This window comes from Halalkalicoccus sp. NIPERK01 (genome assembly GCF_030287405.1).
Classification (GTDB): Archaea; Halobacteriota; Halobacteria; order Halobacteriales; family Halalkalicoccaceae; genus Halalkalicoccus.
In genome coordinates, this window is the sequence record NZ_JASVVV010000003.1 from 163,767 (window position 1) to 188,460 (window position 24,694).

The 24,694-nt window shown below is 65.0% G+C and carries 29 protein-coding genes and 2 tRNA genes; 14 read left to right on the forward strand and 17 right to left on the reverse strand.

Features of this window, described 5'->3' with window-relative positions; genetic code table 11:
* The first annotated feature begins 40 nt into the window (after positions 1-40).
* Positions 41-220 (forward strand): DUF7836 family putative zinc-binding protein, encoded by a 180-nt coding sequence (locus tag QRT08_RS10280; protein WP_286045855.1) that lies wholly within the window; start codon positions 41-43, stop codon positions 218-220.
* 42 nt (positions 221-262) lie between these two features.
* Positions 263-2,014: a site-2 protease family protein gene (locus QRT08_RS10285; protein WP_286045856.1), complete on the forward strand. Its 1,752-nt coding sequence runs from the start codon at positions 263-265 to the stop codon at positions 2,012-2,014.
* On the opposite strand, the gene QRT08_RS10290 is transcribed toward QRT08_RS10285, so the two are convergent.
* Entirely contained in the window at positions 2,003-2,518 is a 516-nt protein-coding gene (locus QRT08_RS10290) for a PadR family transcriptional regulator (RefSeq protein ID WP_286045857.1), read from the reverse strand. The two genes, QRT08_RS10285 and QRT08_RS10290, sit on opposite strands and share 12 nt — an antisense overlap.
* A gap of 138 nt (positions 2,519-2,656) precedes the next feature.
* Between QRT08_RS10290 and QRT08_RS10295 the strand changes: the two genes are divergently transcribed.
* The gene (locus QRT08_RS10295; RefSeq protein WP_286045858.1) at positions 2,657-4,426 is read left to right on the forward strand and encodes a heme-binding protein; all 1,770 of its coding nucleotides are present in this window, start codon (positions 2,657-2,659) and stop codon (positions 4,424-4,426) included.
* Positions 4,423-4,614, forward strand: a complete 192-nt coding sequence (locus QRT08_RS10300) for a hypothetical protein (protein WP_286045859.1) — start codon at positions 4,423-4,425, stop codon at positions 4,612-4,614. Before QRT08_RS10295 ends, QRT08_RS10300 begins: the two co-directional genes overlap by 4 nt.
* A gap of 12 nt (positions 4,615-4,626) precedes the next feature.
* Here the strand turns inward: QRT08_RS10300 and QRT08_RS10305 are convergent, their stop codons facing one another.
* Positions 4,627-4,788 (reverse strand): hypothetical protein, encoded by a 162-nt coding sequence (locus tag QRT08_RS10305; RefSeq protein ID WP_286045860.1) that lies wholly within the window; start codon positions 4,786-4,788, stop codon positions 4,627-4,629.
* A 1-nt stretch (position 4,789) separates the two neighbouring features.
* Positions 4,790-5,845 (reverse strand): aldo/keto reductase, encoded by a 1,056-nt coding sequence (locus QRT08_RS10310; protein WP_286045861.1) that lies wholly within the window; start codon positions 5,843-5,845, stop codon positions 4,790-4,792.
* Positions 5,846-5,955: 110 nt separating this feature from the next.
* Between QRT08_RS10310 and QRT08_RS10315 the strand changes: the two genes are divergently transcribed.
* From QRT08_RS10315 to QRT08_RS10330, 4 genes are all read left to right on the forward strand, one after another.
* Positions 5,956-6,864 (forward strand): acyltransferase, encoded by a 909-nt coding sequence (locus tag QRT08_RS10315; protein WP_286045862.1) that lies wholly within the window; start codon positions 5,956-5,958, stop codon positions 6,862-6,864.
* A 22-nt stretch (positions 6,865-6,886) separates the two neighbouring features.
* Entirely contained in the window at positions 6,887-7,594 is a 708-nt protein-coding gene (locus QRT08_RS10320) for an Nmad3 family putative nucleotide modification protein (RefSeq protein WP_286045863.1), read from the forward strand.
* Positions 7,595-7,846: 252 nt separating this feature from the next.
* The gene (locus QRT08_RS10325; protein ID WP_286045864.1) at positions 7,847-8,449 is read left to right on the forward strand and encodes a hypothetical protein; all 603 of its coding nucleotides are present in this window, start codon (positions 7,847-7,849) and stop codon (positions 8,447-8,449) included.
* 72 nt (positions 8,450-8,521) lie between these two features.
* The gene (locus tag QRT08_RS10330) at positions 8,522-9,310 is read left to right on the forward strand and encodes a YihY/virulence factor BrkB family protein (RefSeq protein ID WP_286045865.1); all 789 of its coding nucleotides are present in this window, start codon (positions 8,522-8,524) and stop codon (positions 9,308-9,310) included.
* A gap of 3 nt (positions 9,311-9,313) precedes the next feature.
* Here QRT08_RS10330 and QRT08_RS10335 read toward each other — a convergent pair whose 3' ends face one another.
* Together QRT08_RS10335 and QRT08_RS10340 are read right to left on the reverse strand one after the other, a co-directional pair.
* Positions 9,314-9,544 carry a hypothetical protein gene (locus tag QRT08_RS10335; RefSeq protein WP_286045866.1) on the reverse strand — a complete coding sequence of 77 codons (231 nt, stop codon included), beginning with the start codon at positions 9,542-9,544 and terminating at the stop codon, positions 9,314-9,316.
* 385 nt (positions 9,545-9,929) lie between these two features.
* Positions 9,930-10,000 (reverse strand) — tRNA-Gly (locus QRT08_RS10340).
* A 236-nt stretch (positions 10,001-10,236) separates the two neighbouring features.
* On the opposite strand from QRT08_RS10340, the gene QRT08_RS10345 reads away from it, so the two are divergent.
* Complete coding sequence (locus QRT08_RS10345) at positions 10,237-11,025, forward strand: NAD+ synthase (RefSeq protein WP_286045867.1); 789 nt, start codon at positions 10,237-10,239, stop codon at positions 11,023-11,025.
* Here the strand turns inward: QRT08_RS10345 and QRT08_RS10350 are convergent.
* The gene (locus tag QRT08_RS10350) at positions 11,022-11,690 is read right to left on the reverse strand and encodes an enoyl-CoA hydratase/isomerase family protein (RefSeq protein ID WP_286045868.1); all 669 of its coding nucleotides are present in this window, start codon (positions 11,688-11,690) and stop codon (positions 11,022-11,024) included. The two genes, QRT08_RS10345 and QRT08_RS10350, sit on opposite strands and share 4 nt — an antisense overlap.
* A 53-nt stretch (positions 11,691-11,743) precedes the next feature.
* Between QRT08_RS10350 and QRT08_RS10355 the strand changes: the two genes are divergently transcribed.
* Both QRT08_RS10355 and QRT08_RS10360 read left to right on the forward strand, forming a co-directional pair.
* The gene (locus tag QRT08_RS10355) at positions 11,744-12,388 is read left to right on the forward strand and encodes a DUF7114 family protein (RefSeq protein WP_286045869.1); all 645 of its coding nucleotides are present in this window, start codon (positions 11,744-11,746) and stop codon (positions 12,386-12,388) included.
* A gap of 61 nt (positions 12,389-12,449) precedes the next feature.
* Positions 12,450-12,521: transfer RNA gene (locus QRT08_RS10360), tRNA-Thr, on the forward strand.
* Between the two features lie 70 nt (positions 12,522-12,591).
* Here the strand turns inward: QRT08_RS10360 and QRT08_RS10365 are convergent.
* The 10 genes from QRT08_RS10365 to mbhE form a co-directional block, all read right to left on the reverse strand.
* Positions 12,592-14,520 carry a nuclease-related domain-containing protein gene (locus QRT08_RS10365; protein ID WP_286045870.1) on the reverse strand — a complete coding sequence of 643 codons (1,929 nt, stop codon included), beginning with the start codon at positions 14,518-14,520 and terminating at the stop codon, positions 12,592-12,594.
* A gap of 29 nt (positions 14,521-14,549) precedes the next feature.
* Positions 14,550-15,119, reverse strand: a complete 570-nt coding sequence (locus QRT08_RS10370) for a hypothetical protein (protein WP_286045871.1) — start codon at positions 15,117-15,119, stop codon at positions 14,550-14,552.
* Positions 15,120-15,230: 111 nt separating this feature from the next.
* On the reverse strand, positions 15,231-15,584 hold the full coding sequence (locus tag QRT08_RS10375; RefSeq protein ID WP_286045872.1) for a 4a-hydroxytetrahydrobiopterin dehydratase: 354 nt from the start codon (positions 15,582-15,584) through the stop codon (positions 15,231-15,233).
* Positions 15,585-15,626: 42 nt separating this feature from the next.
* Positions 15,627-15,971 (reverse strand): monovalent cation/H(+) antiporter subunit G, encoded by a 345-nt coding sequence (gene mnhG / locus QRT08_RS10380; RefSeq protein ID WP_286045873.1) that lies wholly within the window; start codon positions 15,969-15,971, stop codon positions 15,627-15,629.
* Positions 15,971-16,267 (reverse strand): MrpF/PhaF family protein, encoded by a 297-nt coding sequence (locus tag QRT08_RS10385; RefSeq protein WP_286045874.1) that lies wholly within the window; start codon positions 16,265-16,267, stop codon positions 15,971-15,973. The genes mnhG and QRT08_RS10385 overlap by 1 nt, the downstream gene beginning before the upstream one ends.
* On the reverse strand, positions 16,257-16,829 hold the full coding sequence (locus tag QRT08_RS10390) for a Na+/H+ antiporter subunit E (protein WP_286045876.1): 573 nt from the start codon (positions 16,827-16,829) through the stop codon (positions 16,257-16,259). The genes QRT08_RS10385 and QRT08_RS10390 overlap by 11 nt, the downstream gene beginning before the upstream one ends.
* Entirely contained in the window at positions 16,826-18,382 is a 1,557-nt protein-coding gene (locus QRT08_RS10395) for a complex I subunit 5 family protein (RefSeq protein WP_303650306.1), read from the reverse strand. The genes QRT08_RS10390 and QRT08_RS10395 overlap by 4 nt, the downstream gene beginning before the upstream one ends.
* Positions 18,383-18,405: 23 nt before the next feature.
* On the reverse strand, positions 18,406-18,759 hold the full coding sequence (locus tag QRT08_RS10400; RefSeq protein WP_286045878.1) for a sodium:proton antiporter: 354 nt from the start codon (positions 18,757-18,759) through the stop codon (positions 18,406-18,408).
* Positions 18,756-19,214 (reverse strand): MnhB domain-containing protein, encoded by a 459-nt coding sequence (locus tag QRT08_RS10405; RefSeq protein WP_369684832.1) that lies wholly within the window; start codon positions 19,212-19,214, stop codon positions 18,756-18,758. The genes QRT08_RS10400 and QRT08_RS10405 overlap by 4 nt, the downstream gene beginning before the upstream one ends.
* Positions 19,211-21,565, reverse strand: coding sequence for a hydrogen gas-evolving membrane-bound hydrogenase subunit E (gene mbhE / locus QRT08_RS10410; RefSeq protein WP_286045879.1), 2,355 nt, complete (start codon positions 21,563-21,565; stop codon positions 19,211-19,213). Before mbhE ends, QRT08_RS10405 begins: the two co-directional genes overlap by 4 nt.
* A 148-nt stretch (positions 21,566-21,713) precedes the next feature.
* On the opposite strand from mbhE, the gene QRT08_RS10415 reads away from it, so the two are divergent.
* The 3 genes from QRT08_RS10415 (at position 21,714) to QRT08_RS10425 (ending at position 24,113) form a co-directional block, all read left to right on the forward strand.
* Positions 21,714-22,787: a DNA-methyltransferase gene (locus QRT08_RS10415; protein WP_286045880.1), complete on the forward strand. Its 1,074-nt coding sequence runs from the start codon at positions 21,714-21,716 to the stop codon at positions 22,785-22,787.
* A 7-nt stretch (positions 22,788-22,794) separates the two neighbouring features.
* Positions 22,795-23,469: a potassium channel family protein gene (locus QRT08_RS10420; RefSeq protein WP_286045881.1), complete on the forward strand. Its 675-nt coding sequence runs from the start codon at positions 22,795-22,797 to the stop codon at positions 23,467-23,469.
* Positions 23,470-23,642: 173 nt separating this feature from the next.
* Complete coding sequence (locus QRT08_RS10425; protein ID WP_286045882.1) at positions 23,643-24,113, forward strand: DUF7384 family protein; 471 nt, start codon at positions 23,643-23,645, stop codon at positions 24,111-24,113.
* Positions 24,114-24,125: 12 nt separating this feature from the next.
* Here QRT08_RS10425 and QRT08_RS10430 read toward each other — a convergent pair whose 3' ends face one another.
* Positions 24,126-24,659, reverse strand: a complete 534-nt coding sequence (locus QRT08_RS10430) for an XTP/dITP diphosphatase (RefSeq protein ID WP_286045883.1) — start codon at positions 24,657-24,659, stop codon at positions 24,126-24,128.
* Between the last annotated feature and the right edge of the window lie 35 nt (positions 24,660-24,694).

Consider the following 24,694-nt stretch of genomic DNA (forward strand, 5'->3'; position numbering starts at 1 on the left):
TCGGGGCAACGTTTTTGTTTCGTGTTATTGTGTGGCACGTATGAACGAGACGTTCGTGCGACTGTTGTGTCCCGAGTGCCGCAAGACGTGGGAGCGAAAGCCGGGTGACCTCCCCGCGCACACGGAGGCATTCGCCTGTGACGGCTGCGGGACCGAACGCCGCACCGCCGAGTTCACCCGGACGGATCGGGACCTCGACGTGCTGAAGCAGTTCCAGTAGCGGAACCAAACCCATTTGAGCGCCGGTCGCCGATGAAGGGTAATGAGTACGCTCACGTGGGTCCTCGTGGGTGTCGCGATCTACTGGGCGGCGCTGCTCTCGCTTCGCAACCGGGGGCTGCTTCCCAGCTACATCGGGACACAGGGCCCGATCATCACCCTCCACACGAAACGCGGCCGCGTCCTTCTGGATCGGCTCTCGCGCCCCAGGCGGTTCTGGCGGGCCTTCAGCAACGTCGGCGTCGGGATCGCGCTCGTGGTCATGGCGCTGTCGTTCGCGTTCGTCCTCTTCGCGGCGGTCTCGGCGCTCTACACGCCCGAGCGGACCGCCGTCACCGAGCCGCGAAACGTCGTCGTTATCCCCGGCGTCAACGACTTTCTCCCGCTCTCGGTCGCCCCCGAGATCGTCTTCGGACTGCTGGTCGCGCTGGTCGTCCACGAGGGCGCCCACGGCCTGCTCTGCCGGGTCGAGGGCATCGACATCGAGTCGATGGGCGTCGCGTTGCTGGCGATCGTCCCCATCGGCGCGTTCGTCGAACCGGACCACGAGAGCCAACAGCGCGCGGACCGCGGCGGCCGAACGCGGATGTTCGCCGCGGGCGTCACCGCGAACTTCGTCGTGACGGTGCTGGCGTTCGGCCTGCTGTTCGGGCCCGTCGCGGGTTCGATCGCGGTCGCGCCCGGCGCGCCCGTCGGCGGTGCCTTTCCCGGATCGCCCGCGGCGGGAGCGGGGATCGAGGCCGGCGACCGGATCACCGCCGTCGACGGCCAGTCCGTCGCCGACGCGGGTGAACTCGACGAGGCCCTCTCGGGGGCCGACGGCGAGGTGGTGCTGACGGTCGACGGCGAACGCGAGGTGACGGTCGAGCGCGAGGTGAGCGTCGCGGAGACTGTCGACGGCGGGCCGAGCGGCCTCGAAGCCGGCGACACCGTCGCCTCGGTGAACGGCCAGTCGGTGACCACCGAGGCCGAGTTCCGCGAGGCCGTCGGCGCGGACCCGACCGCCACCGTCCGGACCGCCGCGGGCGCGGAACACACCTTCGCCGCGGGCGCGCTCTCGACCGTCGCCGAGGACGGTCCCGCGAGCGCGGCCGGCATGCCCGCCGGCGAGCGGGTCGTGATAACCGCTGTCGACGGCGAGCGAACCGTCGACAGCGGGGAGCTGACGTCCGTCCTCCGGACCACCGAGCCCGGCCAAACGGTCGAGATCGAGGCCGTCGTCGACGGACAGGTCGAGACCTACACGGTCGAACTCGGCGAACACCCCGGGGGGTACGGTCAGGTCGGGATCAACGTCCAGCCCGGCGTGAGCGGAGTGGTCGTCGACGACCTCGGGATCCAGCCCTACCCCGCGAGCACCTTCCTCGGGTTGCTCGGCGGCGACGGCGACGCGGGCGCGAACACGCTCGTCGGCGCGATCCTCGTCGCGCTCACGCTGCCGATCTTCTCGATCGTCGACCCGTCGGTCCCCTTCAACTTCGCGGGCTTCACCGGCTTCGTGACGGAGTTCTACGTCGTCGAGGGCGCGCTCGCGCCGCTCGGCGGCGGCGTCTTCGTGCTTGCGAACCTGCTGTTTTGGACCGGGTGGATCAACCTCAACCTCGGATTCTTCAACTGCATCCCGGCGTTCCCGCTCGACGGCGGGCACATCCTGCGGACGAGCACCGAGGCGATCGTCTCGCGCCTACCGATCAGCGGGAGCTACGAACTCACGAAGACGGTGACGATCTCCGTCGGCGTCACGATGCTGGTGGGCCTGCTCGTGATGATCTTCGGGCAGGGCCTACTCGTCTAGGCCGTAGCGCTCCGCGAACCCCTCGGGGGTGTCCTCGACGCGCTCGAACGCGCCGAAGTCGCGCTCGTAGTGGCGGATCACCTGTTCGGCGATCCACGCGCTGAACGTCCCGTCGAAGCGCCAGTGGCCCTCCCGCTCGGGGAGCGAGAAGCGCTCGTCGGTCGCGAGCGCGACGTAGACGTGGTAGAACCCGAGGATCACGTCAGCGAACTCCCGGCCCGTCGTGGCGATCTCCTCGCGTTTTCTCCCCAGTTCCTCGCGGCCGGCGTCGGTGAGTTCGAAGTACTTCCGGTCGGGTTCGTCCTCGCGGTCGAGGCGCTGGGCCCAGCCCTCCTCCTCGAACTTGTAGAGGATCGGGTAGACCGAGCCGTACGAGGGCTCCCAGTGGCCGCCGCTGATCTCGGTGATCTCCTTGAGGATTTCGTAGCCGTACCGGGGGCGTTCGTCCAGGAGTTCGAGAACGAGATACGAGATGACCCCCTTGGGCGGCCCACTCTTTCGCATTGGCCCCTGTTCAGAGGGGCGGGGTGAAAGCGTTTCGTTTCCGGTATGTACGCCCGTTGTACCCGCCGAGACACCCCTCGCGCTTGGATCGCCGCCCCGTGTAGAAAGGTCCTTCCCACGCGGCCTCCAACGCCCGACATGGGACGACGCGAGCCGCCCCGAACCGAGGAGGGGCTGTACGTGCTGCACGACCTGCGGAGCGTCGACTGGGACGCCTGGCGCGCGGCCACCGACCGCGACCGCGAGGCCGCCCTCGCGGAGGGCGTCGCGTTCCTCGAGGACCACGCTGCCGTCGAGGAGGGCGATACGGCGGCGTTCAGCGTGCTCGGACACAAGGCCGACCTGCTGATCCTCCACCTCCGACCCACGCTCGCGGAACTCGACACCGCCGAACGCGAGTTCGAGGGCTGTGCGCTCTCGGAGTTCACCGACCGGGCGAGTTCCTACCTGTCGGTCACGGAGGCCTCGGGCTACACCGAGGCCGCCGCGGACTACTTCGATCCGGACGTCGAGGCCGACCCCGGCCTCAGGCGCTACATGGACTCGCGGCTGTACCCCGACCTCCCCGAGACGGAGTTCGTCAGTTTCTACCCGATGTCGAAACGGCGGGATCCCGAGTACAACTGGTACGACCTGCCGTTCGAGGAGCGACGCGAACTGATGGCGGCACACGGCGAGATCGGGCGCGATTATGCGGGGAAGGTCACCCAGATCATCTCCGGGAGCGTCGGCCTCGACGACCACGAGTGGGGCGTCACCCTCTTCGCCGACGACATGACCGACATCAAGCGCCTGCTCACCGAGATGCGCTTCGACCCCTCCTCCTCGAAGTACGCCGAGTTCGGCCGCTTTTACACGGGGCGGCGCTTCGCGCCCTCCCAGCTGGAGGCGTTTCTCGCCGGCGAGTCGGTCTCCACCGCTACGGGTGGGGGCGTCGACACCGACCTCGCCGAGGAGTTCGGCCGGCTCGGAGTCGAGGTCGACGCCCCCGAGGGGGCACACGGACTCGTCCTCCGATCGGACGCGGACGTCGAAACCGTCCGAGAGGAGGTCGACGGGCTCCGCGGGAACTTCGAGCACTACGACAGCCACGTGTTGACCGAGGTGCGCGGAGACGGGGACGAGACGGCGGTCCTCAGCGTCTGGGAGACCGAACGCGCCGCCGACACCGCCCGCGGCTTCCTCGAAGAACTGCCCGGAGTACGCGAGGTGACGGCGGGTGCGCTCGCCGACGAGGAGGTCGAACCCGAAGAGACCGGCGAGGCCGATACGGACGACATCCGCGGCGAACTCGCGGACCTCGACATCTACGCCGGAAAGCCCCACGGCGAGGACGTCTACGCGATGGTGCTGTACTCGGAGGCCGACCCCGACACGCTGGCTCCCGAAGTCGAGGACCTCGCCGAGGGGTTCGACCGCTACGACACCCACGTCAAGACCGCGACCTACCAGGCGAAAGACGGGGACCGATCGGCCGTGGTCAGCATCTGGGAGACGGCCGACGCCGCCGACACCGCCGGGGGCTTTCTGGCCGACCTGCCCGGTATCGTCGCCCGCGCGGGACGGGGTCCCGCGGAGGAAACGAGCGGGGAGGAACGACCCGCGAGTCGCGCGGGCGAGGAGAGCGGCTTCGGCACGATGGGGATGTTCTACACCGTCGAGCCCGACCATCGCGAGGAGTTCGTCGAGAAGTTCGACACCGTCGGCGGCCTGCTCGAAGAGATGGACGGCCACCACGAGACCGACCTGATGGTCAACGTCGCGGACGAGAACGACATGTTCATCGCCAGCCAGTGGCGCTCGAAGGAGGACGCGATGGCCTTCTTCCGCTCGGACGCCTTCCGCGACACGGTCCAGTGGGGCCGTGACGTGCTCGCGGACCGGCCGCGTCACGTCTTCCTGGCATGAGCGAGGGGCCGACGGAGGGCCGCTCCGCCGAACGACTCAGGATCGCCGTGCTCGCGGGGTTTCCCGTCGTCGTCGCGCTCCTGATCGGCCTGCTGGGCGGGAACCTCCGATCGGGGCTGGTGATCGGCGCGGGGATCGGTCTCGGGCTAGCGTTGGCGGTCGTCGTCTACGGGCGGCTGGCCGGCTGAGGAGCCGACGATTCAACGTCCGAGCAGTGCGTAGCCGGCGACGCCGCCGAGTCCGAACGCGAGGGTGAGAACGCCCCATCGTCCCGCCGACCGGCCCCGTCGCCGGGCGTGGACGAAGATCAGAACGGCGAGAACCGCGTGAAACGCGGCGGTACCGAGGAGGAACCTGCGCACGTCAGTCGGCGGGCTGTTTCTCGATCCCCGCCTCGCGCAGGTCCGCGCCGCCGACGGAGGAACGAAGCGAGTCCATTCCGTCGTCGCGGTCGATCCCGAAGTTCGTCGCGTGGAGTTCAGCGACGCGGTCGAGTTCTTCCTCCGATAGCGCCGGCACCTCGCTCGCGCCCGCCCACTCGTCGATGTCCTCTGTGGTTCGGAACGTCGGCGTCACGCTCGCGACCTCGTCGTGTGCGAGCAGCCACGCGATCGAGGCCTGGCCCATCGTGCGCTCGCCGTCTCTCTCCAAGAACCGCAGCGTCTCGAGTTTCTCCCAGCCCGTCTCGTACCACTCGTCGGGCCGGAATCCTCGATGATCGCCCTCGCCGAGTTCGGTTTCGGGGGTGACCTGCTCGTTGAGCAGACCCGAGGAGTGGGGGACGCGCGGGATCAGGCTGGTTTCGGCGTCGAGGTCCTCGATCGTCTCGAGGAAGTGAGTTCCCACTTCCTGTTCGAGCAGGTTCCAGACCAGTTGGACCGAATCGAACTCCTCGGCGATGGCCCGATCGCCCTCGGCGAGCCAGCCGATCGAGGGGCCGAGCGCCCAGCCGGTCGCCCGGATCAGCCCCTCCTCGCGGAGTTCGTCGAGGGTTTCGAGGACGTCGTCGTCGACCTCCGAGACGTCCGCGTTGTGCAGTTGGAGCACGTCGACGTACTCCGTATCGAGGCGAGCGAGGCTCTTCTCGACCGCCTCGCGGACGTATTCGGGCGTGATCTCCTTCGGGATCTCGCCGTGACCTGCTTGGGGATTGTTGTAGAAGTCGTAGCCGACCTTGGTGGCGAGCGTGACCTCCTCGCGCCGGTCGGAAAAGGCCTCGCCGACGAGTTCCTCCGAGCGGCCGTGGCCGTAGACGTCGCCCGTGTCGAAGTAGGTGATCCCCCGGTTGAGGGCGTGTTCGAGCATGTCGAGGGCCTGTTTCTCGCCCCTGTCGCCCCACCAGTCGGTGCCCACGACCCACGCGCCGAAGCCGACCTCGCTTACCTCGACGTCCGAGTCGCCGAGCGTGCGGTAGTGCATACCCGCGGGTATGGAGCGGGGGCACTTAGCGGATGCGGAGCGCACCGCCGATGGGGCACAGGAGCGGGGATAACCGAACCCATTTGAACGACCGCGTCGAACGCCCCGCCATGACGAAACGCCACGTCTCGCTCCCCGAGGAGGCAGAACAAGGGGTAGAGACGTTCATCGCGGAGGTCGACGAGCGCCTCGCGGGCGAGGAGGACACCTGCGAGGTCGTCCGCGACACCCTGATCGACCTCTACGGGGACCGGGCGGCCTACGAGCGCTGGCGGGCGGGCGAGGACGTCTCGCCGGCCGAGCGGGTCCGCCTGCAGGGCTACGATCCGTGTAACTCGACGCTCGAGAGCGAGTACTACGCCGAGAAGGACGAGGAGGCGTTCAGGCGCTCGAAGCACCTCCAGTGGCTCTGGCGGCAGTTCGACGCCACGCCGATGGCCGACAACGTCGAGTTCGCGCTGCGCTTTCGAAGCATGCTCGCGAAGCACCTCTTCGCCGAGTGTGGCGAGGGCTGTCGGTTCTTCAAGGGGATCACGTTCACCTACGGGCACAACATCACGGTCGGCGACAACACGGTCGTCCACGACGACGTCCACCTCGACGACCGTGGCCGGCTCTCGATCGGAAACCGGGTCTCGATCTCCGACGGCGCCCACATCTACAGCCACGACCACGACGTGGTCGACCAGACCGAGGTGACGAACTTCCGCACCGTGATCGAAGACGACGCGCGCGTGACCTACGACGCGATGGTCCGGGCCGGATGCAGGGTGGGCGAGAACAGCATCGTCGGGGCACGCGCGATCGTTCAGGGGGACGTCCCCGCCCACCACGTCGTCGTCGGCACGCCGGCGAAGAGCGTGCGGATCAAACCCGGCTTCGAGGAGCGCGCCGAACCCATCGGGGACCGCCTCGCGAACCGCCGGGACGACCGCGAGATCCCCTACGACCTGCCGTCCGACCTGGAGCGGTTCGACGAGTTCGGCCGGACGCTCGAACCGGGGGATACAGTCAAGTGAGACGGTAGCGTGTATCGGTCGAATGAGCCGAGCCGTCGCCATCAACGTCGGTGCGAACACCTCGCTTCCGGGGTTTCGGGGGCCGATCTATCCCGACGGCCGCTTCGAGTACGTCCCGATCCCCGAGCGCGAACCCGTCCGTGAGCCGGTGCCGACCTACGGGGACCTCGACCGGAAGTTCGAGGTCCCCGACTCCCTTCTGGACCGCCGCGTCCACCTCGACCCCTCCTTCGTCGGCTATCCGGGCTGTGAGGCCTACACCTACGGCGACGAACACGCGGTCAAGGCCGGACCGCTCTCGGACCTCGCGGCGGGCGACGTCGTGTTCTTCTACGCGACGCTCTCGACCGTCGGCGACGACCCCGAGCCGTGGATCGCGCCGGAGTGGGGCGCGTACGTCATCGGGTCGTTCACCCTCGCGGCCGACCCGGTGAGCGGCGAGGAGTATCTGGAACTTCCCGAGGCCGACCGGGCGCCGTTCGCGAGCAACGCCCACTGCAAACGCGAGGTCTTCGACGCCGAGGTGCTGCTCGTCGGCGACCCCGAGCGATCCGGCCTCCGGGATCGCGCGCTGCCGCTCTCCGGCGAACGGGGCAGCGAGCCCAACCGGATCGTCACCGACCTCTCCTCGGACTCGGGGAAGGGGCCGTGGTGGCGCAGACCGTTGCGGTTCGACGGCGAGGCGACCGACGAACTGCTCTCGTTGTCGCCGGCCGACCTCGATTTCTGATACCGTCGGTCAGAGGAACTCATACGGGTGGTTGTAGTCCGTTACGGGTGATCGCTGACCCGCACGGGTGATCCACCGGTAAACAGTTACAACCATCCGTATCAACCGGTATATGCCTGCTGTGATGAGCAACAGCGCGAGTAATTCCCGTCCTGCCAGCGCTCGCTGTCCGTCGGTATGGCCGACAGTATGAACGGCCGGTCGCGCCTGCCGGTCGTGCTTTTAAGCGTCTGGGTGGAGTATCCCGGACCGATGCGACCACAACAGTACGTGCCGCTTTCGACGGACAGCGAGGGGAAACTGCCGGCGGGCGTGCGTTCCGCGGTCGAGACGCTCCGACCGATCGTCGTCAAACACGGCCGGATGGGCACGCTCTCGCTGCTCGTCGGCGGCTATACGGTCCTGAAGGGGCTGGCCGGGCTTCGCTCGAACACGGGTCGGGCGCTCCGCCAGATCGCCGTCGGCGCGGGCTGGATCGCCATCGGGCGCGCCCAGCAGCAGGCCTCGGACGCCGAGGTCGAGGTCAGCGAGCCGTGGACGAGCGACGACCCCGAGGAGGAGGAAAGCGGCGTGATCGCCGACGCGAACACCGAGACGCCGCGGGACTTCGGCGACCCCGAGACGGGCGAGACGCCCGAGGCACAGGGCGCGGCCGAGGAGGCCGAGATCGCCGGCCCGACCGAGGGCGACGCCGTCCCCGAGAACACCAAGGAGGGCGGCTCCGAGGGCCACCCCGCCGACGACGTGGAGATGGTCGACCCCGACGCCGAGGAGATCAACGAGGGGAGCCTCCAGACCGACGAACAGGAGGAGGACGTGGCCTCGGACGAGCCGGGCGACGAGGACGAGGAGTAACGCCCACCGCCCGTCCCAACCGGTCGAACGACATCGAATCGGTTTTTTCCGCGACGAACGATATCCTCAGCTATGCAGCCGCGTCGCGTGATCGCCGTCGGCCGGGACGTCGTCCGGGAGATGCGAGCGCACAACGTCACCTTCATGGCCGGCAGCATCGCGCACGCGGCCTTCCTCTCGCTGCTCCCGCTGCTGGTGTTGTTGCTCGTCATCGCCTCGGCCGTCGGCAACGACCTGTTGACCGAGCGCATCGTCGCGCTGTCGCGGACGTACCTCAGCCCTGCCGGCGAGGGGCTGGTCGTCGACGCGCTGACGACCGCCTCGGAACGCGCCGGGGCGTCGGTCATCGGCGTCGCGTCGCTGCTCTGGGGGATGTTACGCATCTTCCGCGGGATCAACACCGCGTTCGACGAACTCTACGACGCCGGCGAGGAGGGGGTCGTCGGACGGGTCGTCGACGGGTTGGTCGTGTTCGTCGCCATCGTCCTCGGGACGGTCGGCGCGGGCCTCGCGGCGGCGACGCTCGCGCTCGGCGACCATCCGGTGGTGCAGGCGCTCAACCCGCTGGTCCTCGTCGTCGGGCTGACGGTCGCGTTCTTCCCGATGTACTACGTCTTTCCCGAAGCCGACGTCACCGTCGGCGAGGCGTTGCCGGGGGCGGTCATCGCCGCGGTCGGCTGGACGGCGATGGAGGCGGTGTTCGGGGTCTACGTCGACCTCGCGGACACCGTCAGCATCTACGGAACGATGGGCGCGGTGATCCTGCTGTCGATCTGGCTCTACGGGAGCGCGTTCGTCCTGCTCGTGGGGGCGACGACGAACGTCGTCCTCGCGGGCCACCACCGCGAAGCAGGGGCGTAGGCGTCACTCGCCGTCTTCCGACCCGTCCTCGCGCAACCTCGCTACCTCCTCGTAGTCCTCCTCCTGGAGGTGGAGCTGTTTGACGGGCGTGTAGTCGACCTGGTCGTCGTTCTTCTCGAACTCGACCAGCCGGTAGTCGGGCGGGTAGTCGCTCCCGGTACGACCCTGCCACCTGACGTCCCAGCCCGCTTCGAGCAGTTCCTTGACGTCCCTGAGCGAGTCGGGTGCTGTCATGGTTCTCCGACCGGCCGGATCTGTGTTGACATCCGACATAGTTCTTCGGAAACGATCCCTCCGCCCGTCTCGTGCTCCACCGAAAGAGCCCTCGGATAACGATACGTAACCGACTCCCCGAGCAGGTGAAGGGCAGTGGTCGGGAGGCGAACCCAGTCGCTCCGTTCGCTCGCTTCACTCCCTCGTACTGCATTCGCCTCACCGGAGTGCTCGCGGCGCTACGCGCCACTCGCGGGTTCGATTCGGCAGAAGTGCGCCGGCCGGGAGTTGAACAACGCCGAGACGGTCCTGCTCGCCTCGCTTCGCTCGGCTGTGCGGGCTGCGACTCGTCTAATTCAACTCCCTATTACGATTTTGTCGCTCGCGGAGCTGCTCGCGACAAAAATGCGCCGGCCGGGAGTTGAACCCGGGCTATGAGCTTGGGAAGCTCATGTCCTACCACTAGACCACCGGCGCGCTCAGTCGTGGCCTCCTTCGCGCGCCGAGGATCGCGATTCCTACGGAATCGCTCACCACCGGCGCACTGCGCTTCGCTCACGCCCCGAGCCCCACCTTCGCTCGGTGAGACACCGGCGCTTAGCTCCGAATAGCCGACCGCGTCACTTGAACGTAGCGCTTCGTTCCGGTGGACGCACATCCCGTTTCTCGCGCGTGGAGGTGGCTATTAGGCGTTGTAGTCACTATCGGCACCCATGATCGACCTGCGATTCTCCGAGGAGGAACTCGACACCGTTCACGACCGGATCACCGGCTTCATCACGGAGACGGTGACGGATGCCGGGGCCGACGGCGCGGTCCTGGGGCTGTCGGGCGGGATCGACAGCACGCTCACCGCGTATCTGGCCGTCGACGCGCTCGGGAGCGAGGGGCTCCGCGGGCTCGTCCTCCCCGGGGAGGTGAGCAGCGAGGCGAACATGAGCGACGCCGAACGCGTCGCGCGCGACCTCGAAATCGCGTACGACGTGATCGAGATCGACCCGATCGTCGAGACGTTCGTCTCGACCCTTCCGGAAGTCGAGGGCGACCACGTCGCGGTCGGGAACGCCCGCGCGCGGACGCGGGCGGTGCTCAACTACCTGCTCGCGAACCACGAGAACCGGATCGTGCTGGGGACCGGCAACCGCGCGGAGGCGGCGGTGGGCTACTTCACGAAGTACGGCGACGGCGCGGTCGACTGCCACCCCATCGGCAACCTCTACAAACAGCAGGTCCGCCAGCTCGCCCACCACCTGGGGATCCCCGAGGACCTCGCCGAGAAGACGCCGACCGCCGAACTCTGGGAGGACCAGACCGACGAGGGCGAGTTGGGCATCGACTACGACACCCTCGACGCGGTGCTCGCGCTCCACGTCGACGGCCCGCTCTCGGTCGCGGCGACCAGTCGAATCGTCGGCTGCGAGGAGCGCGTGGTCCGGGAGGTCGACTCGCTCTACGAGCGAAGCGCCCACAAGCGCGCGGTGCCGCCCGCGCCCGAGCGCTAACGCCGGCGCTCGATCAGTTCGGCGAACGCCGCCGCCTCCGCCTCTTCCTGCTCGGGGGTCGGCGAGTCGTCGCGCAGTCGCTCCTTGGTCAGCGCGAGCGCCCGGTGGTCGTTGTCCGCGACCTCGCGGGCGACCTCCTCGGGAGCCTCGACGATTCGCGATATCAAGCCCATCTGAAGGGCCTCCTCGGCGTCGATCACTCTCCCCGAAAGCGAGAGGTCCATCGCGTCGGCCGAGCCGATCAGCCGTGGCAGACGGACGGTGCCGCCCCACGCCCCGAACAGGCCGAGGCTGACGCCGGGTTCGCCGAACGTGGCCTCGGGGGTCGCGATCCGCAGGTCGCAGGCCAGCGCCATTTCGAGACCGCCGCCGCGTGCGGGGCCGTCGATGCCGGCGACCACGACGCTCTCGGCCTCCTCGATCGCTCGTGCCGTCCGTTGACCGCGCTCGGCGAACGCGCGGCCGTCCTCGAGGTCCGCGACGACGTCGAGGTCCGCGCCCGCACAGAACGCCGAGCCCGCGCCCGAGAGGTAGACGACGGGTTCGTCGGCCTCGCGAACGGCGCGGGCGAGGTCGTCCAGCCCCTCGGGGGTGAGTGCGTTTCGGCGCTCGGGACGCGCGAGCGTGACGCGGCGGACGTCGCCCGTGGATTCGGTCTCGATCATGCAGGCGGGTGGTTTCCAAAGGTCTTTGCCCCTTCCATCCCTATCGCGGGCAAATGGAACAGGCCGAGTTGGCACGCCGGGGCGCGCGCGAGGCCCTCGCCGACATCGAACCACCGCGGCTGGCCGACCGGATCGACTCGCTCCTCGCGACGGCCTCGATGGCCCCCGGCGCGCTCGTCCTGTTGGTCGCCCAGCGTGCCGACCCCGCGGTCGACCCCGAGGCGCTCTCCGAACGGGCCGCGGGCGTCCAGCTCATCTACGAGGGGCTCCGACTCACCCGTACGCTCGCCCACGAGGAACCGTGGGCCGATTCGGAGGATCAGACCGCCGCGAACCTCGACGTGCTCGTCGCCGACATCCTCGTCTCGCGGGGCTTCTACCTGCTCGCGATGACCGACGCCGCGGAACGGGCCGTCGAGACCATCCGCGCGTTCGGCCGCGACCAGACCCACCGGCGGGAACCCGACGCGGACCGGGCGACGCTCGACGCCAACCTGGAGCGGGACGTCTTCGAACTCGCGGACGTCGCCGCCGCGAGCGCGGTCGACCCGCCCGTCCCGACCCCCGTCCGGGGCGCGCTCGACCGACTGGCACGCGAGGCCGGCGACCCCCTGCCCGACGCCGCGACGCTGTTTCGCGGGACGACCCTCCTTCCGAGTGCCGACGGGCACGTCCCGCCCTCCGCGACCGACCCCTAACCGTGCGAGGGAACGCGGATGGAAACCCTTAAACACGCTCCACGGGAAGGAAGCGATGCGCGCCTGGGTAGCTTAGCGGTAAAGCGCGTCCTTGGTAAGGACGAGAGCCCGGGTTCAAATCCCGGCCTAGGCTTCTAAGAATCCTGCTCCTGTTAAATTGATGGCCTTCTTTAAGACAGTAAATAATATAGAGGAAAGATTAATTAATTATACTCTAAATCGGGGTCTATTCCAAAAATATGGTGACGAATTTGCGCCCCCTCTAGCGGGAAACATATCCATCCAATTTTCCGGCTTTCGTTGACACCTATAGATATTTCAGCCTGTAGAATATCACTTGGAAGATCGAAATGAGGATGGAGGGTAGTTCGGGTAAAGACATCGTCCACCTTTCCGAGATACAACTCATTCGGTCGTTCAAACTGTGCTCTCTCTAAAATAGATATTAGTTTATGATTCAATATTCCTTTTTTATAACTCCAATAGCAGTCCAGCTCATCATCATTCCAAACTTCAACCTGTGTGTTAACTAGTCTTCGTCTCACATTAATGTATTCAAGAAATTCATCAGCAGACGCATCCTTCGAGATAGCCTCTAGAGAGTAAACATCAGTTGCATAAGGAGAAAAATTTCGTTCCTTGATCAGCTCTAAGAGGAATCTAGTTGTTATCCTTCCGTAATGATTTCCCATTATGATAATTGGGATATAATCTTCATAGTTATCTCCTATCTTTATTTTCTTACCGTCTACAGATATTTTATTTATATATCCACTCTTCACTCCTTCAATAAACCTGGTTGCTTGTCTGTATCCTCCATCAATACCGTCCTCAACTTCACTACGAATTTTTTCCAAAGAGTCATAACCAGACCTAGTCCCTGCCGTAAGTTTTCGTGATTTGCATTCGATTACAAGGAGTCTATCATTATGTTTAATAACAATATCTGCTTCAGCTTTATCATTATTATCTGGATGATCTGGATTATCATATTTTACGTTTTGATATATATTCTTATCATTGAATAAATTCCTTATATATTCAAATGTTAGTTCCTCCACATACTTCCCCCATCTATCAGAAAACTCGCCCGAATCTATATTCGATTTTCTAATATCGTAATAAAATGTAGATGATAAAGTTAAAAATGTTGATTGCCGATCCGGCCACAGATACTTGTTGCCAGTTTTAACGAACAAATGTTTTTCTAAAGGGCCAATATCGTAAGGACATCGATATGGCCTGTTGAAATTCTCCATTTCTGGTGTTATGCCGATTCCTTCTTGATTTCCAAACGTAGTAGACATTCGATTCAAGAACCTCGAAAATTTACCATGATTTGGTATTTTTATTTCATTATACATTTTACTATCGTATATCCAAAGAGAATCAAAATATCGTTCAGATATATTTTCAACAATAGGAGTTATTGCTGATCTAAGAATATCATCTTTAAAAAATCTCAGTTCATCGTGAGTAGGATAATCAGCCGGATTTGCGAGCCGTATGAATAGATTGACTATCTTATTTTCTTTCTTATGAAATAGCTGATTAATACTAATGACAAATTGTATGGCTTCGTCTATAGTAAATCCATTTTGTTCAGTCAATTCTTTGTCGAATTCCCTATATGAAACTTTTGCCACCCTTTTTTCTTGCTGCCCAGAAGCAAAACGACCGGAGATAAGATCGCGATCTCGGAGAGCTAGCTCAATATCTGATTCAATCTTTTTTTGATCACTCATACCATCAGCTCTCAACGAGTTCATATCTTTATCTTGGTAATTCGAAAACACATTGAACAACTCGTCAACCACTTCTTGATAGGCAATTTTCCCCGAACTATTTTCAAAACTACATAACAAGTTAATTCCATGGCGAAGTAGCCCTGGAGGTACTCCCGCCGAGTCAGCGTTGATATTTGGGTTATTAGTTATATAATTATGTATTACAAGATGTATCTTGAGCTGGGTGATTGTTTTTTTGGTATCTACCTTTTCTAACGTTTGAAATAACGATTGTTGAAATTTGATTTCTTCCCCACGTCTAGTTCCTAAGCATTCATTACAAAGAGCCACATGATCTGAAACCGACTCTGCGCCCTTCGCTGAACATAATTCACAGAGGGTCATTTTATATTTATAGTGTATAATATAATATATTATTCCAGCCCCCGCTTTTCTCGGAAATTCCTGAATGAGTCTGACAATAATATTAGATGGTCATGGATATCCTGTTGAGTAATTCCTTCCTCATTCTTTATTGCTGCAATCCAGAGTAACGCTTGAATATGGTATTGTCTAACAGGGTTATTGTTCTCGAGAGACATTGATTTTCTAAATAATTCTTCTCCTCCGCCATTTTTTATTATTTTGCCAGATATACCAGCCAATTTTTCTAAGTTTTCGCTATCATTAGCTGTACTACGCAGTAAGTTCTCTACTATCTCAAAAGATAGTTTTTCATTTCCCTTCACCATATCTATTGACATCATAGATAAAACTGCAGAAAAAACTTCCAAAGTTTCCTCTCTAGATAGATCTCCATGGTCATTGGCGTATTTGTCAACAAGGTTTTTCACCTCCTCAAGGTTACCTTCTGGAGCTTGTAATCTGTCAGTTCTAAGCGGATCATCCCTGAAATCATATTTATCAACCATAGTATTCACCCACTGAATGCCATACAATATCATCACGGTAGTAGCTCTATATATACTTAAGAACAGGGGCATACATCACCTATTCTACCTCTTGGTTTTGATGCTCCTCCAACCCATGCTTCACCAGCGCGTCGCGCTTCTCGAAGCGCTCGCGACACAACTCATAGACGAACTGCCGTTCCATCACTCCGGCGCGTACTCCTCGTACATCCTATCCATCCGCGCGGCCATCACGAAGTCGCCCTTGTGCAGGCCGTCGATCTTGTGGGTCCACATCTCCACTACTACCTCGCCCCACGAGAGGTGTAGGTCCGGGTGGTGGAACTCCTCCTCCGCAAGTTCGCCGACCTCGTAGGTGAACTCAAGCGCATCTCGGAAGTCCTCGAACTCGTAGGTCCCTTCGAGGTGGTGGTCCTCCACGACCTCCCAGACCTCGTCGTCGAGTTCCTCTAGATACTCCGCGTACTCCGCCTCGGAGAGCGGTTCGTCCTCGGAGGTACACGCCTCACAGGCCTGGTCCGCCAACTGTTGTGCCATGTGCGGGCGTAGGGCATCCCGGCGTTTGTAGCTTCGCCCCGGTCAGCTCTCGCGGTCCTCGTCGGTCTCGCCGGGCCAGGTCACGCCCTCCATGAACGGCACGCCCATGCGCTGGGCGGCGCGGGCGATCATGTGCGCGCCCGTCGGCACCGTCAGGAAGAGGAAGAAGACGCCGACAAGCGAGGCGAGGCCGGCCCCGCCGGGGCCGAAGTGGACGAACCCCGCGAAGAAGATCGCGGCGGTGCCGAGCGTCGTGGGCTTGCTGGTGGCGTGCATTCGGTTGTAGACGTTCGGAAAGCGCAGCAGGCCGATGGTCCCGACCGTCAGGAAGAAACACCCGACGGCGATCAGTACGGTGATCAGAACGGATTGGAGCGTGCTGAGCATTATTCGATGATGTCCCCCTCGGTGACGAACTTCGCGACGCTGACGGTGGTGATGAAGCCGATGATCGCGAGCACGAGCGCGCCCGTGACGAAGAGGCTGCGTCCGGTCTGGAGCGCGAACAGCACCGCGATGGCGACGACGTTGGTGACGATGGTGTCGATGGCGACCACACGGTCGGGGACCGTCGGCCCGGCGATCGCGCGGTACGCACACAGGATACACAGGGCGCTGACGACCACCAGTCCGGCGCGAACCGCGAGGACGACGAACTCGGGATCGACCCCCTCAGTGACCATCGCGCTCACCCCCGTCGACGACGATCTCGGGGGCCGGCGACCCGGGGTCGAGTTCCTCGTCGAAGATCAACAGCGCGTAGTCCTCCCACGTCCGGATCGGCGCGACCACGGCCTCGGGGTCGCGCCCGTCGATCACGTGGACGTACAGCGCGTTTCGCTCCGCGTCGTAGTCCTGGGTGATCGTCCCCGGCGTGATGGTGATGCTGTTGGCGATGGTCGTTACCCCGAAGTCACCCTGCACGCGAAGGGGGATCAGGATCACCTCGGGTTCGATGCGCGTGCCCGGCGCGAGCACGCGGTAGGCCACGTCGAGGTTGGCGACGATCACCTCACGCGAGAACGTCAGGAGGTACAACAGGACGTAGGGGACCGCGTGTACGAGCCGTCGGAGATCGATGCGGTCGTCGTAGAACCGCCGGAAGAGGTAGGCGAGCGGCAGTCCGACCGCGAGCCCCACGAGGAACTGCCCGAAGAGGGCGTCGACGGTCGGTTCGACGTCGCGGACGAACACCCACAGCACGCCCAATCCCGTTCCGACGACGGGCCACGTCCGAACCCTCACGCCCCCTCACCCCCGGTCAGGCCGACGGCGTCGACGTACGCACCCCGGTCGATCGCCGCGCTCGCGGCGGCGTCGGCGAAGCGGTAGATCGGGTCGAATCCGAGGCCGACCGCGACGATACAGGCGGCCAGCGCCACGACGACTGCCAGTTGGAGGCGGTTGGGGCTCGACGCCGAGACGGCCGGCGTTTGTGTCCCCCAGAACGCCCGGTTCCACACCCGCGTCGTGTAGGCGATGGTCAGGCCCGTCCCGCCGAGCAACAGCGCCAGTCCGAACGTCGCCTCCGCGCGCAGCGCGACGTCGAACACCAGCAACTTGCCGAAGAAGCCCGACAGCGGCGGGATTCCGACGAGCGCGAGCGCCGCGACGAAAAAGACCCCCGCGAGCGCGGGCGAGCGCGAGGCGATCCCGCCGAGGTCGCGGAGGCGGCTCGTCCCGACGGCGCTCCTGACCGTCCCGGCGGCCAGAAAGAGCGTCCCCTTCGCCAGCGCGTGGTTGAGCGCGTACACCAGCGCCGCCAGCACCGCGAGGCGGTGGATCGCCGGCGTAGAGGAGGCGGCCCCGATCGCCAGCGGGATGGAGATGAAGCCGATCTGGCTGATCGAGGAGTAGGCGAACACGCCCTCGAGTTCGCCCGCCGAGAGCGCGCCCAGTCCCCCGACGAGGACGCTCGCCGTCGCCAGAGCGAACAGCACGGCCCCGTAGAACGCGAGCAGCGAGTCGCCGCCCACGCCGGGGATCGACACCGAGAGCCGGGTCGCCCCGAAGACGGTGAAGTACAGCCGGACGATCGCGTACAGGCCGACCTTCTTGGTGACGCCCGCCAGCAGCGCCGTCACCGGGAGGGGTGCGGCGCGATACGCCGAGGGCACCCAGAACTGGAACGGGACCAGCCCGGCCTTGAGCGCGAACACCGCGAAGAGTAGTGCTGAAAGGCCCACGACGGCCTCGACCCCGATGCCGAAGGCCGCGGGATCGGCGAGCCGGCGGGCCATGTCGGCCATGTTGAGCGTGCCCGTGACCGAATAGAGCCCGCCGATCGCAACCAGCATGACGACGCTGCCGACCAGGTTGAGCACGACGTACCAGAACGCGGCGCGGGTGTGCTTTTTCCGGCCGTAGAAGGCGACGAAGACGTAGCTCGACAGCAACATCACCTCGAACCAGACGAAGAGGTTGAACAGGTCGCCCGTGAGAAAGGCGCCGCTGACGCCGAGGAGCAGGCAGTGAAACAGCGGATGGTAGAAGACTCGCTGTTCGTCCGGGGTCATGTAGCCCACCGAGAACACGAGCGCCGCGCATCCCACGACCGCGACCATGCTCAGCATGAACGCCGAGAGGGCGTCGGCGACGAGCGTGATCCCGAAGGGGGCGGGCCAGCCTCCCAGTTGGTAGGTCGCGGCGCTCGCCGTCGGCGAGAAGACGACCCGCCAGACGATGGCGAGGACCGTCCCCGCGTACGCGAGCGCGCCCGCGACGCTCAGGGCGATCTGCGTGCCGAGCCGTCGACGGGTCCCGAGGGTGGCGACGATGCTGAGGAGCGCCACGAGCATCGGCGCGGCGACGAACTGGTCGGTCACGGCTCACCTCCGAGGGTCGTGAGATCGAGCGTGTGGTGCTCCTGGTAGACGCGGTAGGTCAACACGAGTGCGAAGGCTGTCATGGCGAAACTGATGACGATGGCCGTCAGGACGAGCGCCTGAACGAGCGGGTCGGTCGTGTGGGGGGCGTGCTCGCCGTGGCCCGCGAGGACGGGAACGCTGTCGGCCGAGGGCTCGACGATGCCGCCGATCGTCACGAGATAGACGTTCGCGGCCTGACTGAGGATCGTCACCCCCCAGACGACCCGCAACAGGTCACGGCGCAACAGGAGGAAGGTGCCCGCGGCGAAGAGGATCCCCAGGACCGACGCGAGGACGAACGCGGTCATTCGGCTCCCACCACCGACAACACGGTGAGAAGGCCCCCGACGACCACGAGGAACACGCCCAGGTCGAACACGAGCGCGCTCGCGAGTTCGATCTCGCCGTAGATGGGGACGTCGTGGAGGATCACGTACGTCTGCGAGAGGAAGGGCAGGTCGAAGAGGATCGGAACGAGTCCGCCGCCGATCGCGATCACCAGCCCCAGCAGGAACGTCCGGCGGTAGGCGACGACGATGGGGTCCTCGAAGACGCGCTCGGCCGGTTCGATCTCGTGGCCGAGCACGCGGGGGAAGTCCAGCCCGTAGGAGATGTAGACGAGCGCGAACGCCGTCGTGGCGAGCACGCCGCCGATGAACCCGCCGCCGGGCAGGTTGTGGCCCTGGAGGAACAGCGAGATCGAGACGATCAGGATGATCGGAACGACCACCCGCGCGGTCGTTCGCATGATGACCGTCGTCACGTCGTCTCACCTCCGTCCCGCATGGTCATGAGCGCGAGCACGGCGACCGCGGCGATCGCGATCACCGTGATCTCCCCGAGCGTGTCGAACCCGCGGAAGTCGACGAGGATCACGTTGACGACGTTGGTGCCGCCCCCGCCGGGGACCGCGTGTTCGGTGAAGTAGCGCGCGATCGACTCGCCCCCGCCCGGCGGCGAGCGCGTCGTAAACAGGACCGTGAGAAAGACCGTCGCACCGACGACGAGCGAGAGGCCCGCGTCCCGGAGCGCGGGTCCCGTCTCGATGTCGCCGTAGAACTCCGGGATCTCCTCGAGGACGAGCAGGAAGACCAGCAGCGCGAGCGTCTCGACGACGAGCTGCGTCAGCGCCAGGTCGGGCGCGCTGGTCAGGACGTAGAAGACCGCGATCATGACCCCGAGGATCGAGACCGTGAGCACGCCCGCGATGTGCGAGGGCGCGACCGCGACCGCGACGGCCACGAGGACCGCGACGACCAGTATCAGGACGATCGGAAGCGAGACGCCGACCCCGTCGTAGGCCGGTATCGAGACGCCCGCGGCGGCGTAGCCCGCGAGCGCGAGCGCGCAGGTCGCGCCCAGCACCCACGTCACGTACGTTCGCAACAGCCCGTTCTGAACCGCTGGGATCAGCCGCGCGCTCCCCGAATCGAGGCCGGCCAGCGCGACGTCGTACCACCAGTTCGGGCGTAGGGCTCGAACCGAGGCGAGCGCCCGAACGGCGTCCCGAACGCCGGCGTAGAACGGGTAGGCGAGCGCGCCCCCGCCGATCGCCGCGACGGACATCAGGACCGGCGGGGAGAGCGACGTGGGCAGGCCGGCGTGCATCTCGTGGGCCTCGATCGCGGTCGGCTCGACGGCCCACCCGACGAAGCCGTCGACGGCGAACTGGGGGGCGATTCCGACGACGGCCGCGACGGCCGCGAGGACGGCCGGCGGAACCAGAAGCGTCGCGGGCGGGCGATGGACGGTTCCCAGCCCCTCGGGACGCGTCCCGAAAAAGAGCGCGAGGAACCGCAGCGAGTACAACACGGTGAAGACGCTCGCGAACACCGCGACGACGGGGTAGAGCCACGCCAGCCCGCCCGCGGCGTGGCCGACCTCGTAGGCCGCCTCGAACAGCAGTTCCTTCGAGTAGAAGCCGTTGAACGGGGGGAAGCCGGCCATGCCCAGCGCCGCGACGACGGTGATGAGCGCCGTGACGGGCAGGTCGTGGCGAAGCCCGCCCAACTCGTCGATCCGGCGGGTCCCGGCCTCGTGGGCGACGATCCCGGCGACGAGGAAGAGGGGTGCCTTGAACAGGGCGTGGTTCAGCAGGTGGAAGACGCCGGCCTCCGCGCCATAGGGAACCGTGAAGCCGAAGCCCGCGATCATCAACCCGAGGTGGCTCGCAGTCGAATAGGCGAGCAACTCCTTGACGTCCGAGGCGGCGACCGCCAGCACCGCGGTGATCGTCATCGTCGCCAGCCCGAGGGTCGCGAACAACAGCATCCACTCGGAACTCCCCAGGAGCGGTCTGAGCCGGCCGACGAGGTAGACGCCGACCTTCACCATCGTCGCCGAGTGGAGAAAGGCCGAGACGGGCGTGGGTGCCTCCATCGCATTCGGTAGCCAGAAATGCAGGGGGACCTGTGCGGACTTCGAGGCCGCCCCGACCGCGAGCAGGAGGAGCGCGGGCACGAACAGGCCCGCCTCGCGGAGCGCCGCCCGCATCGCATCCGGCTCCTCGAGCATCGCCACCAGCGAGAACGTCTCGGTGCCCAGCGCGCTCCCGGAGGCGACGAACAGGGCGAGAAAGCCCACGAGGACGAACAGCCCGCCCCCGACCGTGACGATCATCGCCATCCGGGCGGCGTACCGCGAGGCGGCATCCTCGGTGTGGTGGCCGATCAGGAGGAACGAACAGACGCTCGTCAGCTCCCAGAACAGAAAGAGCGCGATCAGGTCCGCCGACAGCGCCACCCCGAGGATCGAGCCCATGAACGCGAGCAACGCGGCGTAGTACCGCACAAGCCCGCGCTCGCCGTGCATGTAGCCCACGGAGTAGGTGAAGACGAGCGCGCCGATCCCGCTCGCGAGCAGGGCGAAGAGCAGCGCCCAGCCGTCGACGTGGAGTTCGAACGCGACGTCCAGCGCCGGGATCCACGGGACCGAGACGGTCGCCTCCGTGCCCACGAGTGTCGCCAGGAGCCCGAAACAGACGAGCGCGACGGCCGCACCGACGTAGCCGGTTCGCTCGCCGACCGCCCGGTGGACCGCCGGGACCAGCGCCGCAGCGAGGAAGGGGAGACAGACGACGAGAAACGCCACCGCCGGCTCCGAGGAGAAAACCATACGCGTATGCTGGCCGTCGACCGGCCTTAGCTATTGTCCATTCGTACGAAACCCCACTCGGCGGCGTGGCGGACCTGGCGGTCGTCGGCCATATTGAATCAACGCTATCGATAGGAGCATATAACCCGGTGGCGGCGAACGAACGGGTATGCGGACCGAACACGCCCTCCACGTCGGCGACGCGCGCGACCTCGCGCTCCCCGACGGGTCGGTCGACCTGGTCGTCACCTCGCCGCCGTACCCGATGATCGAGATGTGGGACGGGGCGTTCGCGAGCCTCGACCCCGAGATCGACGCGGCGCTCGACGCGGGCGAGGGCGAGCGAGCGTTCGAACTGATGCACGGGGTCCTGGATTCGGTCTGGGACGAACTCGACCGCGTCCTCCGGGAGGGGGGAATCGCCTGCGTCAACGTCGGCGACGCCACCCGCACCGTCGAAAACACCTTCCAGACCTACCCGAACCACGTCCGGGTCACCGAGGCGTTTCGCGAGCGGGGGTTCGTCTCCCTTCCCGGGATCCTCTGGCGAAAACCCGCCAACAGCGCCGCGAAGTTCATGGGGTCAGGGATGGTCCCGACCAACGCCTATCCCACCCTCGAACACGAACACGTGCTGGTCTTTCGCAAGGGCGGTCCCCGCCGATTCGAACCCCACTCGGAGGCGCGCTACGAGAGCGCGTACTTCTGGGAGGAGCGAAACCGCTGGTTCTCGGACCTCTGGAGCGATATTCGAGGAATCGACCAGCGCCTCGACGGCGAGGCCCGCGAGCGCTCGGGGGCCTTTCCCTTCGAACTCCCCTACCGACTGATCAACATGTTCTCGATCTACGGCGATACGGTCTGCGACCCGTTCTGGGGGACGGGGACGACGACGCTCGCGGCGATGGTCGCCGGGCGGCACTCGGTGGGCTACGAACTCGATCCGGAACTGGTCGAGGCGTTCTCCGAGCGACTCGCCGACCTCCCGGCGTTCTCCCGGGCGGTGATCGAGAAACGCCTCGCGGCCCACGAGGCGTTCGTCGAACGGGTGGGGGCCGAGGAACTCGGCTACGACGCGGCCCACTACGACTTCCCGGTGCGGACGAAACAGGAGCGAAACGTCCGGTTTTACGCCGTCGAGGGGGTTGAGGAAAGCGATGCGGGCTACGAGGTGGTCTACCGACCCGTCGAGGCCGGGAGGCGTGAAAACGGGGGCCAACGTTTTTCTAGCGGGTCGTCATAGAATGGCCATGAAGTTCGTTATCGTCGGGTACGGACGCGTCGGGATGCGCACGGCACGGATCCTCGACGAGGAGGGCCACGACGTCTCGATCGTCGACATCGACCACGACAAAGCGGAGCGCGCCCGGAAGGCGGGGTTCGACGCCGTCGAGGGCGACGGCGGTAACGAGGGCGTCCTCGAGGAGGCCGGCGTCGACGGTGCCGACGCGCTGGCGGGGCTGACCGGCGACCTCAACACCAACTTCGCGGCGTGCATGGTCGGCAAGCACTACGGCTGTCGGACGGTCATGCGGATCGACCACGACTACCGCGAGGAGATCTACCAGAAGTACGCCGACGACGTCGACGAGATCGTCTACCCCGAGCGGCTGGGTGCGGCGGGGGCGAAGACCGCCCTCCTCGGCGGGGACTTCAACCTCGTGACCGACCTGACCGAACGCCTCCAACTCATCACCGTCACCGTCCCCGACGGCTCGCCCGCGATCGGAAAGCGCGTCAGCGAGATCGACCTCCCCGAGGGCGCGCGTATCTACGCCCACGGGTCGGACCACGAGGCGATGACGATACCGCTCCCACGAACCACGATCGGAGGCGGTGACGACATCGCCGTCATCGTCGAGCAAGAGAGTGTCGAAGGGGTCAGGGCGGCACTCCTCGGCAGCGAGGAGGCGGTGGGCGCGTGACGTGTGGGTGGAATGGGGAGTGATCTCGCGCCCCATCCTCCGAGTGGACCCGTCGGGACTTAAATTTATGTCAGACGATCGAATGACGCATATCAGCTGGCGGGAGTTGTTCGAGCGGGCCGGCTCGCCGGTCGAGCGCGAGGCGATCCGGCGCCGCCTCGAGAACCTCCGAAATGAGCGAGCCTGACCCCACCCGCGTGGTCGCCGACGCCGACGTCCTCGTCGCGGACCTCCTCGGCGACGAGACCGCACGCGAGGCCGTGGACCTCCTCAGGAGCCACTCGTGGCTCACGCTCGTCGTCACCGACCGGCTGCTCGACGACGCCGAGGCGGTCGTCGCCGACCTGCGCGGGGAGGATCTCGCGCTCGCGTGGCGCGTGAAAACCGAGGGGCTCGCACGGGTCGTCGAGCAGTCGCCGGGCGACCACCCCGCGCTCGCGGCGGCCTACCACGGGAACGCCGCCCAGATCCTCTCGTTCGACGAGGACCTCCTGAGCGCCCGGACGGGAGCGAAACTCAAGCCCCGACTCTCGACGAGCGTCCGCTCTCCCGAGGCCTTCCTGACGGTCTTCGACCCCGAACGGCTCTATCCAGTCGTGAGGGACGGGGAGTACCCCGGCCCGGACCGGGACCCCCGTGCGTAGCCGCAGGACGGCTTACTCGCGTTCGGCCAACCAGTCGCCGAACGCCGCGAGCGCTCGCCCCCGGTGGGAGACGGCGTTCTTCTCCTCGGCGCTCATCTCCGCGAACGTCGTCCCCCGGTGTTCGAAGATCGGGTCGTAGCCGAACCCGCCGGAGCCGCGGGGGGCGACGATCCGGCCCCGGACCGAGCCATCGAACGTCTCCACACCATCGCCGTCGGCGTAGGCGACGACGGCCCGGAACCGTGCGCGGTGGTCCTCCTCGCGGTGGGTGAGTTCCTGGACGCGCTCGATCCCGAGTTTCCCCTCGACGTACGAGGAATACGGTCCCGGAAACCCCTCGAAGGCGTCGATGAAAAGCCCCGAATCGTCGACGAAGACGGGCTCGCCGATCTCGCGGTAGGCGTCGCGTGCGCCCGCCGCGGCGATCTCCTCCAAACTATCCGATTGGATCTCGGGGTAGTCGTACTCGACGCGTTCGACCTCCTCGGGGAGGTACTCGCGGGCCTCGCATGCTTTGCCGGCGTTGCTCGTCACGAACCGGAGCATACCGGAGGGGCGACCCGCACCGAAAAAGCGCTGAC

Excerpts from the sequence above, each read along its gene's own strand:
- QRT08_RS10280 (WP_286045855.1), top strand. The coding sequence starts at position 41 with ATGAACGAGACGTTCGTGCGACTGTTGTGTCCCGAGTGCCGCAAGACG.
- QRT08_RS10285 (WP_286045856.1), top strand. The coding sequence starts at position 263 with ATGAGTACGCTCACGTGGGTCCTCGTGGGTGTCGCGATCTACTGGGCG.
- QRT08_RS10290 (WP_286045857.1), bottom strand. The coding sequence starts at position 2,518 with ATGCGAAAGAGTGGGCCGCCCAAGGGGGTCATCTCGTATCTCGTTCTC.
- QRT08_RS10295 (WP_286045858.1), top strand. The coding sequence starts at position 2,657 with ATGGGACGACGCGAGCCGCCCCGAACCGAGGAGGGGCTGTACGTGCTG.
- QRT08_RS10300 (WP_286045859.1), top strand. The coding sequence starts at position 4,423 with ATGAGCGAGGGGCCGACGGAGGGCCGCTCCGCCGAACGACTCAGGATC.
- QRT08_RS10310 (WP_286045861.1), bottom strand. The coding sequence starts at position 5,845 with ATGCACTACCGCACGCTCGGCGACTCGGACGTCGAGGTAAGCGAGGTC.
- QRT08_RS10315 (WP_286045862.1), top strand. The coding sequence starts at position 5,956 with ATGACGAAACGCCACGTCTCGCTCCCCGAGGAGGCAGAACAAGGGGTA.
- QRT08_RS10320 (WP_286045863.1), top strand. The coding sequence starts at position 6,887 with ATGAGCCGAGCCGTCGCCATCAACGTCGGTGCGAACACCTCGCTTCCG.
- QRT08_RS10325 (WP_286045864.1), top strand. The coding sequence starts at position 7,847 with ATGCGACCACAACAGTACGTGCCGCTTTCGACGGACAGCGAGGGGAAA.
- QRT08_RS10330 (WP_286045865.1), top strand. The coding sequence starts at position 8,522 with ATGCAGCCGCGTCGCGTGATCGCCGTCGGCCGGGACGTCGTCCGGGAG.
- QRT08_RS10335 (WP_286045866.1), bottom strand. The coding sequence starts at position 9,544 with ATGACAGCACCCGACTCGCTCAGGGACGTCAAGGAACTGCTCGAAGCG.
- QRT08_RS10345 (WP_286045867.1), top strand. The coding sequence starts at position 10,237 with ATGATCGACCTGCGATTCTCCGAGGAGGAACTCGACACCGTTCACGAC.
- QRT08_RS10350 (WP_286045868.1), bottom strand. The coding sequence starts at position 11,690 with ATGATCGAGACCGAATCCACGGGCGACGTCCGCCGCGTCACGCTCGCG.
- QRT08_RS10355 (WP_286045869.1), top strand. The coding sequence starts at position 11,744 with ATGGAACAGGCCGAGTTGGCACGCCGGGGCGCGCGCGAGGCCCTCGCC.
- QRT08_RS10365 (WP_286045870.1), bottom strand. The coding sequence starts at position 14,520 with ATGACCCTCTGTGAATTATGTTCAGCGAAGGGCGCAGAGTCGGTTTCA.
- QRT08_RS10370 (WP_286045871.1), bottom strand. The coding sequence starts at position 15,119 with ATGCCCCTGTTCTTAAGTATATATAGAGCTACTACCGTGATGATATTG.
- QRT08_RS10375 (WP_286045872.1), bottom strand. The coding sequence starts at position 15,584 with ATGGCACAACAGTTGGCGGACCAGGCCTGTGAGGCGTGTACCTCCGAG.
- mnhG (WP_286045873.1), bottom strand. The coding sequence starts at position 15,971 with ATGCTCAGCACGCTCCAATCCGTTCTGATCACCGTACTGATCGCCGTC.
- QRT08_RS10385 (WP_286045874.1), bottom strand. The coding sequence starts at position 16,267 with ATGGTCACTGAGGGGGTCGATCCCGAGTTCGTCGTCCTCGCGGTTCGC.
- QRT08_RS10395 (WP_303650306.1), bottom strand. The coding sequence starts at position 18,382 with ATGCTCGTGGCGCTCCTCAGCATCGTCGCCACCCTCGGGACCCGTCGA.
- QRT08_RS10400 (WP_286045878.1), bottom strand. The coding sequence starts at position 18,759 with ATGACCGCGTTCGTCCTCGCGTCGGTCCTGGGGATCCTCTTCGCCGCG.
- mbhE (WP_286045879.1), bottom strand. The coding sequence starts at position 21,565 with ATGGTTTTCTCCTCGGAGCCGGCGGTGGCGTTTCTCGTCGTCTGTCTC.
- QRT08_RS10415 (WP_286045880.1), top strand. The coding sequence starts at position 21,714 with ATGCGGACCGAACACGCCCTCCACGTCGGCGACGCGCGCGACCTCGCG.
- QRT08_RS10420 (WP_286045881.1), top strand. The coding sequence starts at position 22,795 with ATGAAGTTCGTTATCGTCGGGTACGGACGCGTCGGGATGCGCACGGCA.
- QRT08_RS10425 (WP_286045882.1), top strand. The coding sequence starts at position 23,643 with ATGAGCGAGCCTGACCCCACCCGCGTGGTCGCCGACGCCGACGTCCTC.
- QRT08_RS10430 (WP_286045883.1), bottom strand. The coding sequence starts at position 24,659 with ATGCTCCGGTTCGTGACGAGCAACGCCGGCAAAGCATGCGAGGCCCGC.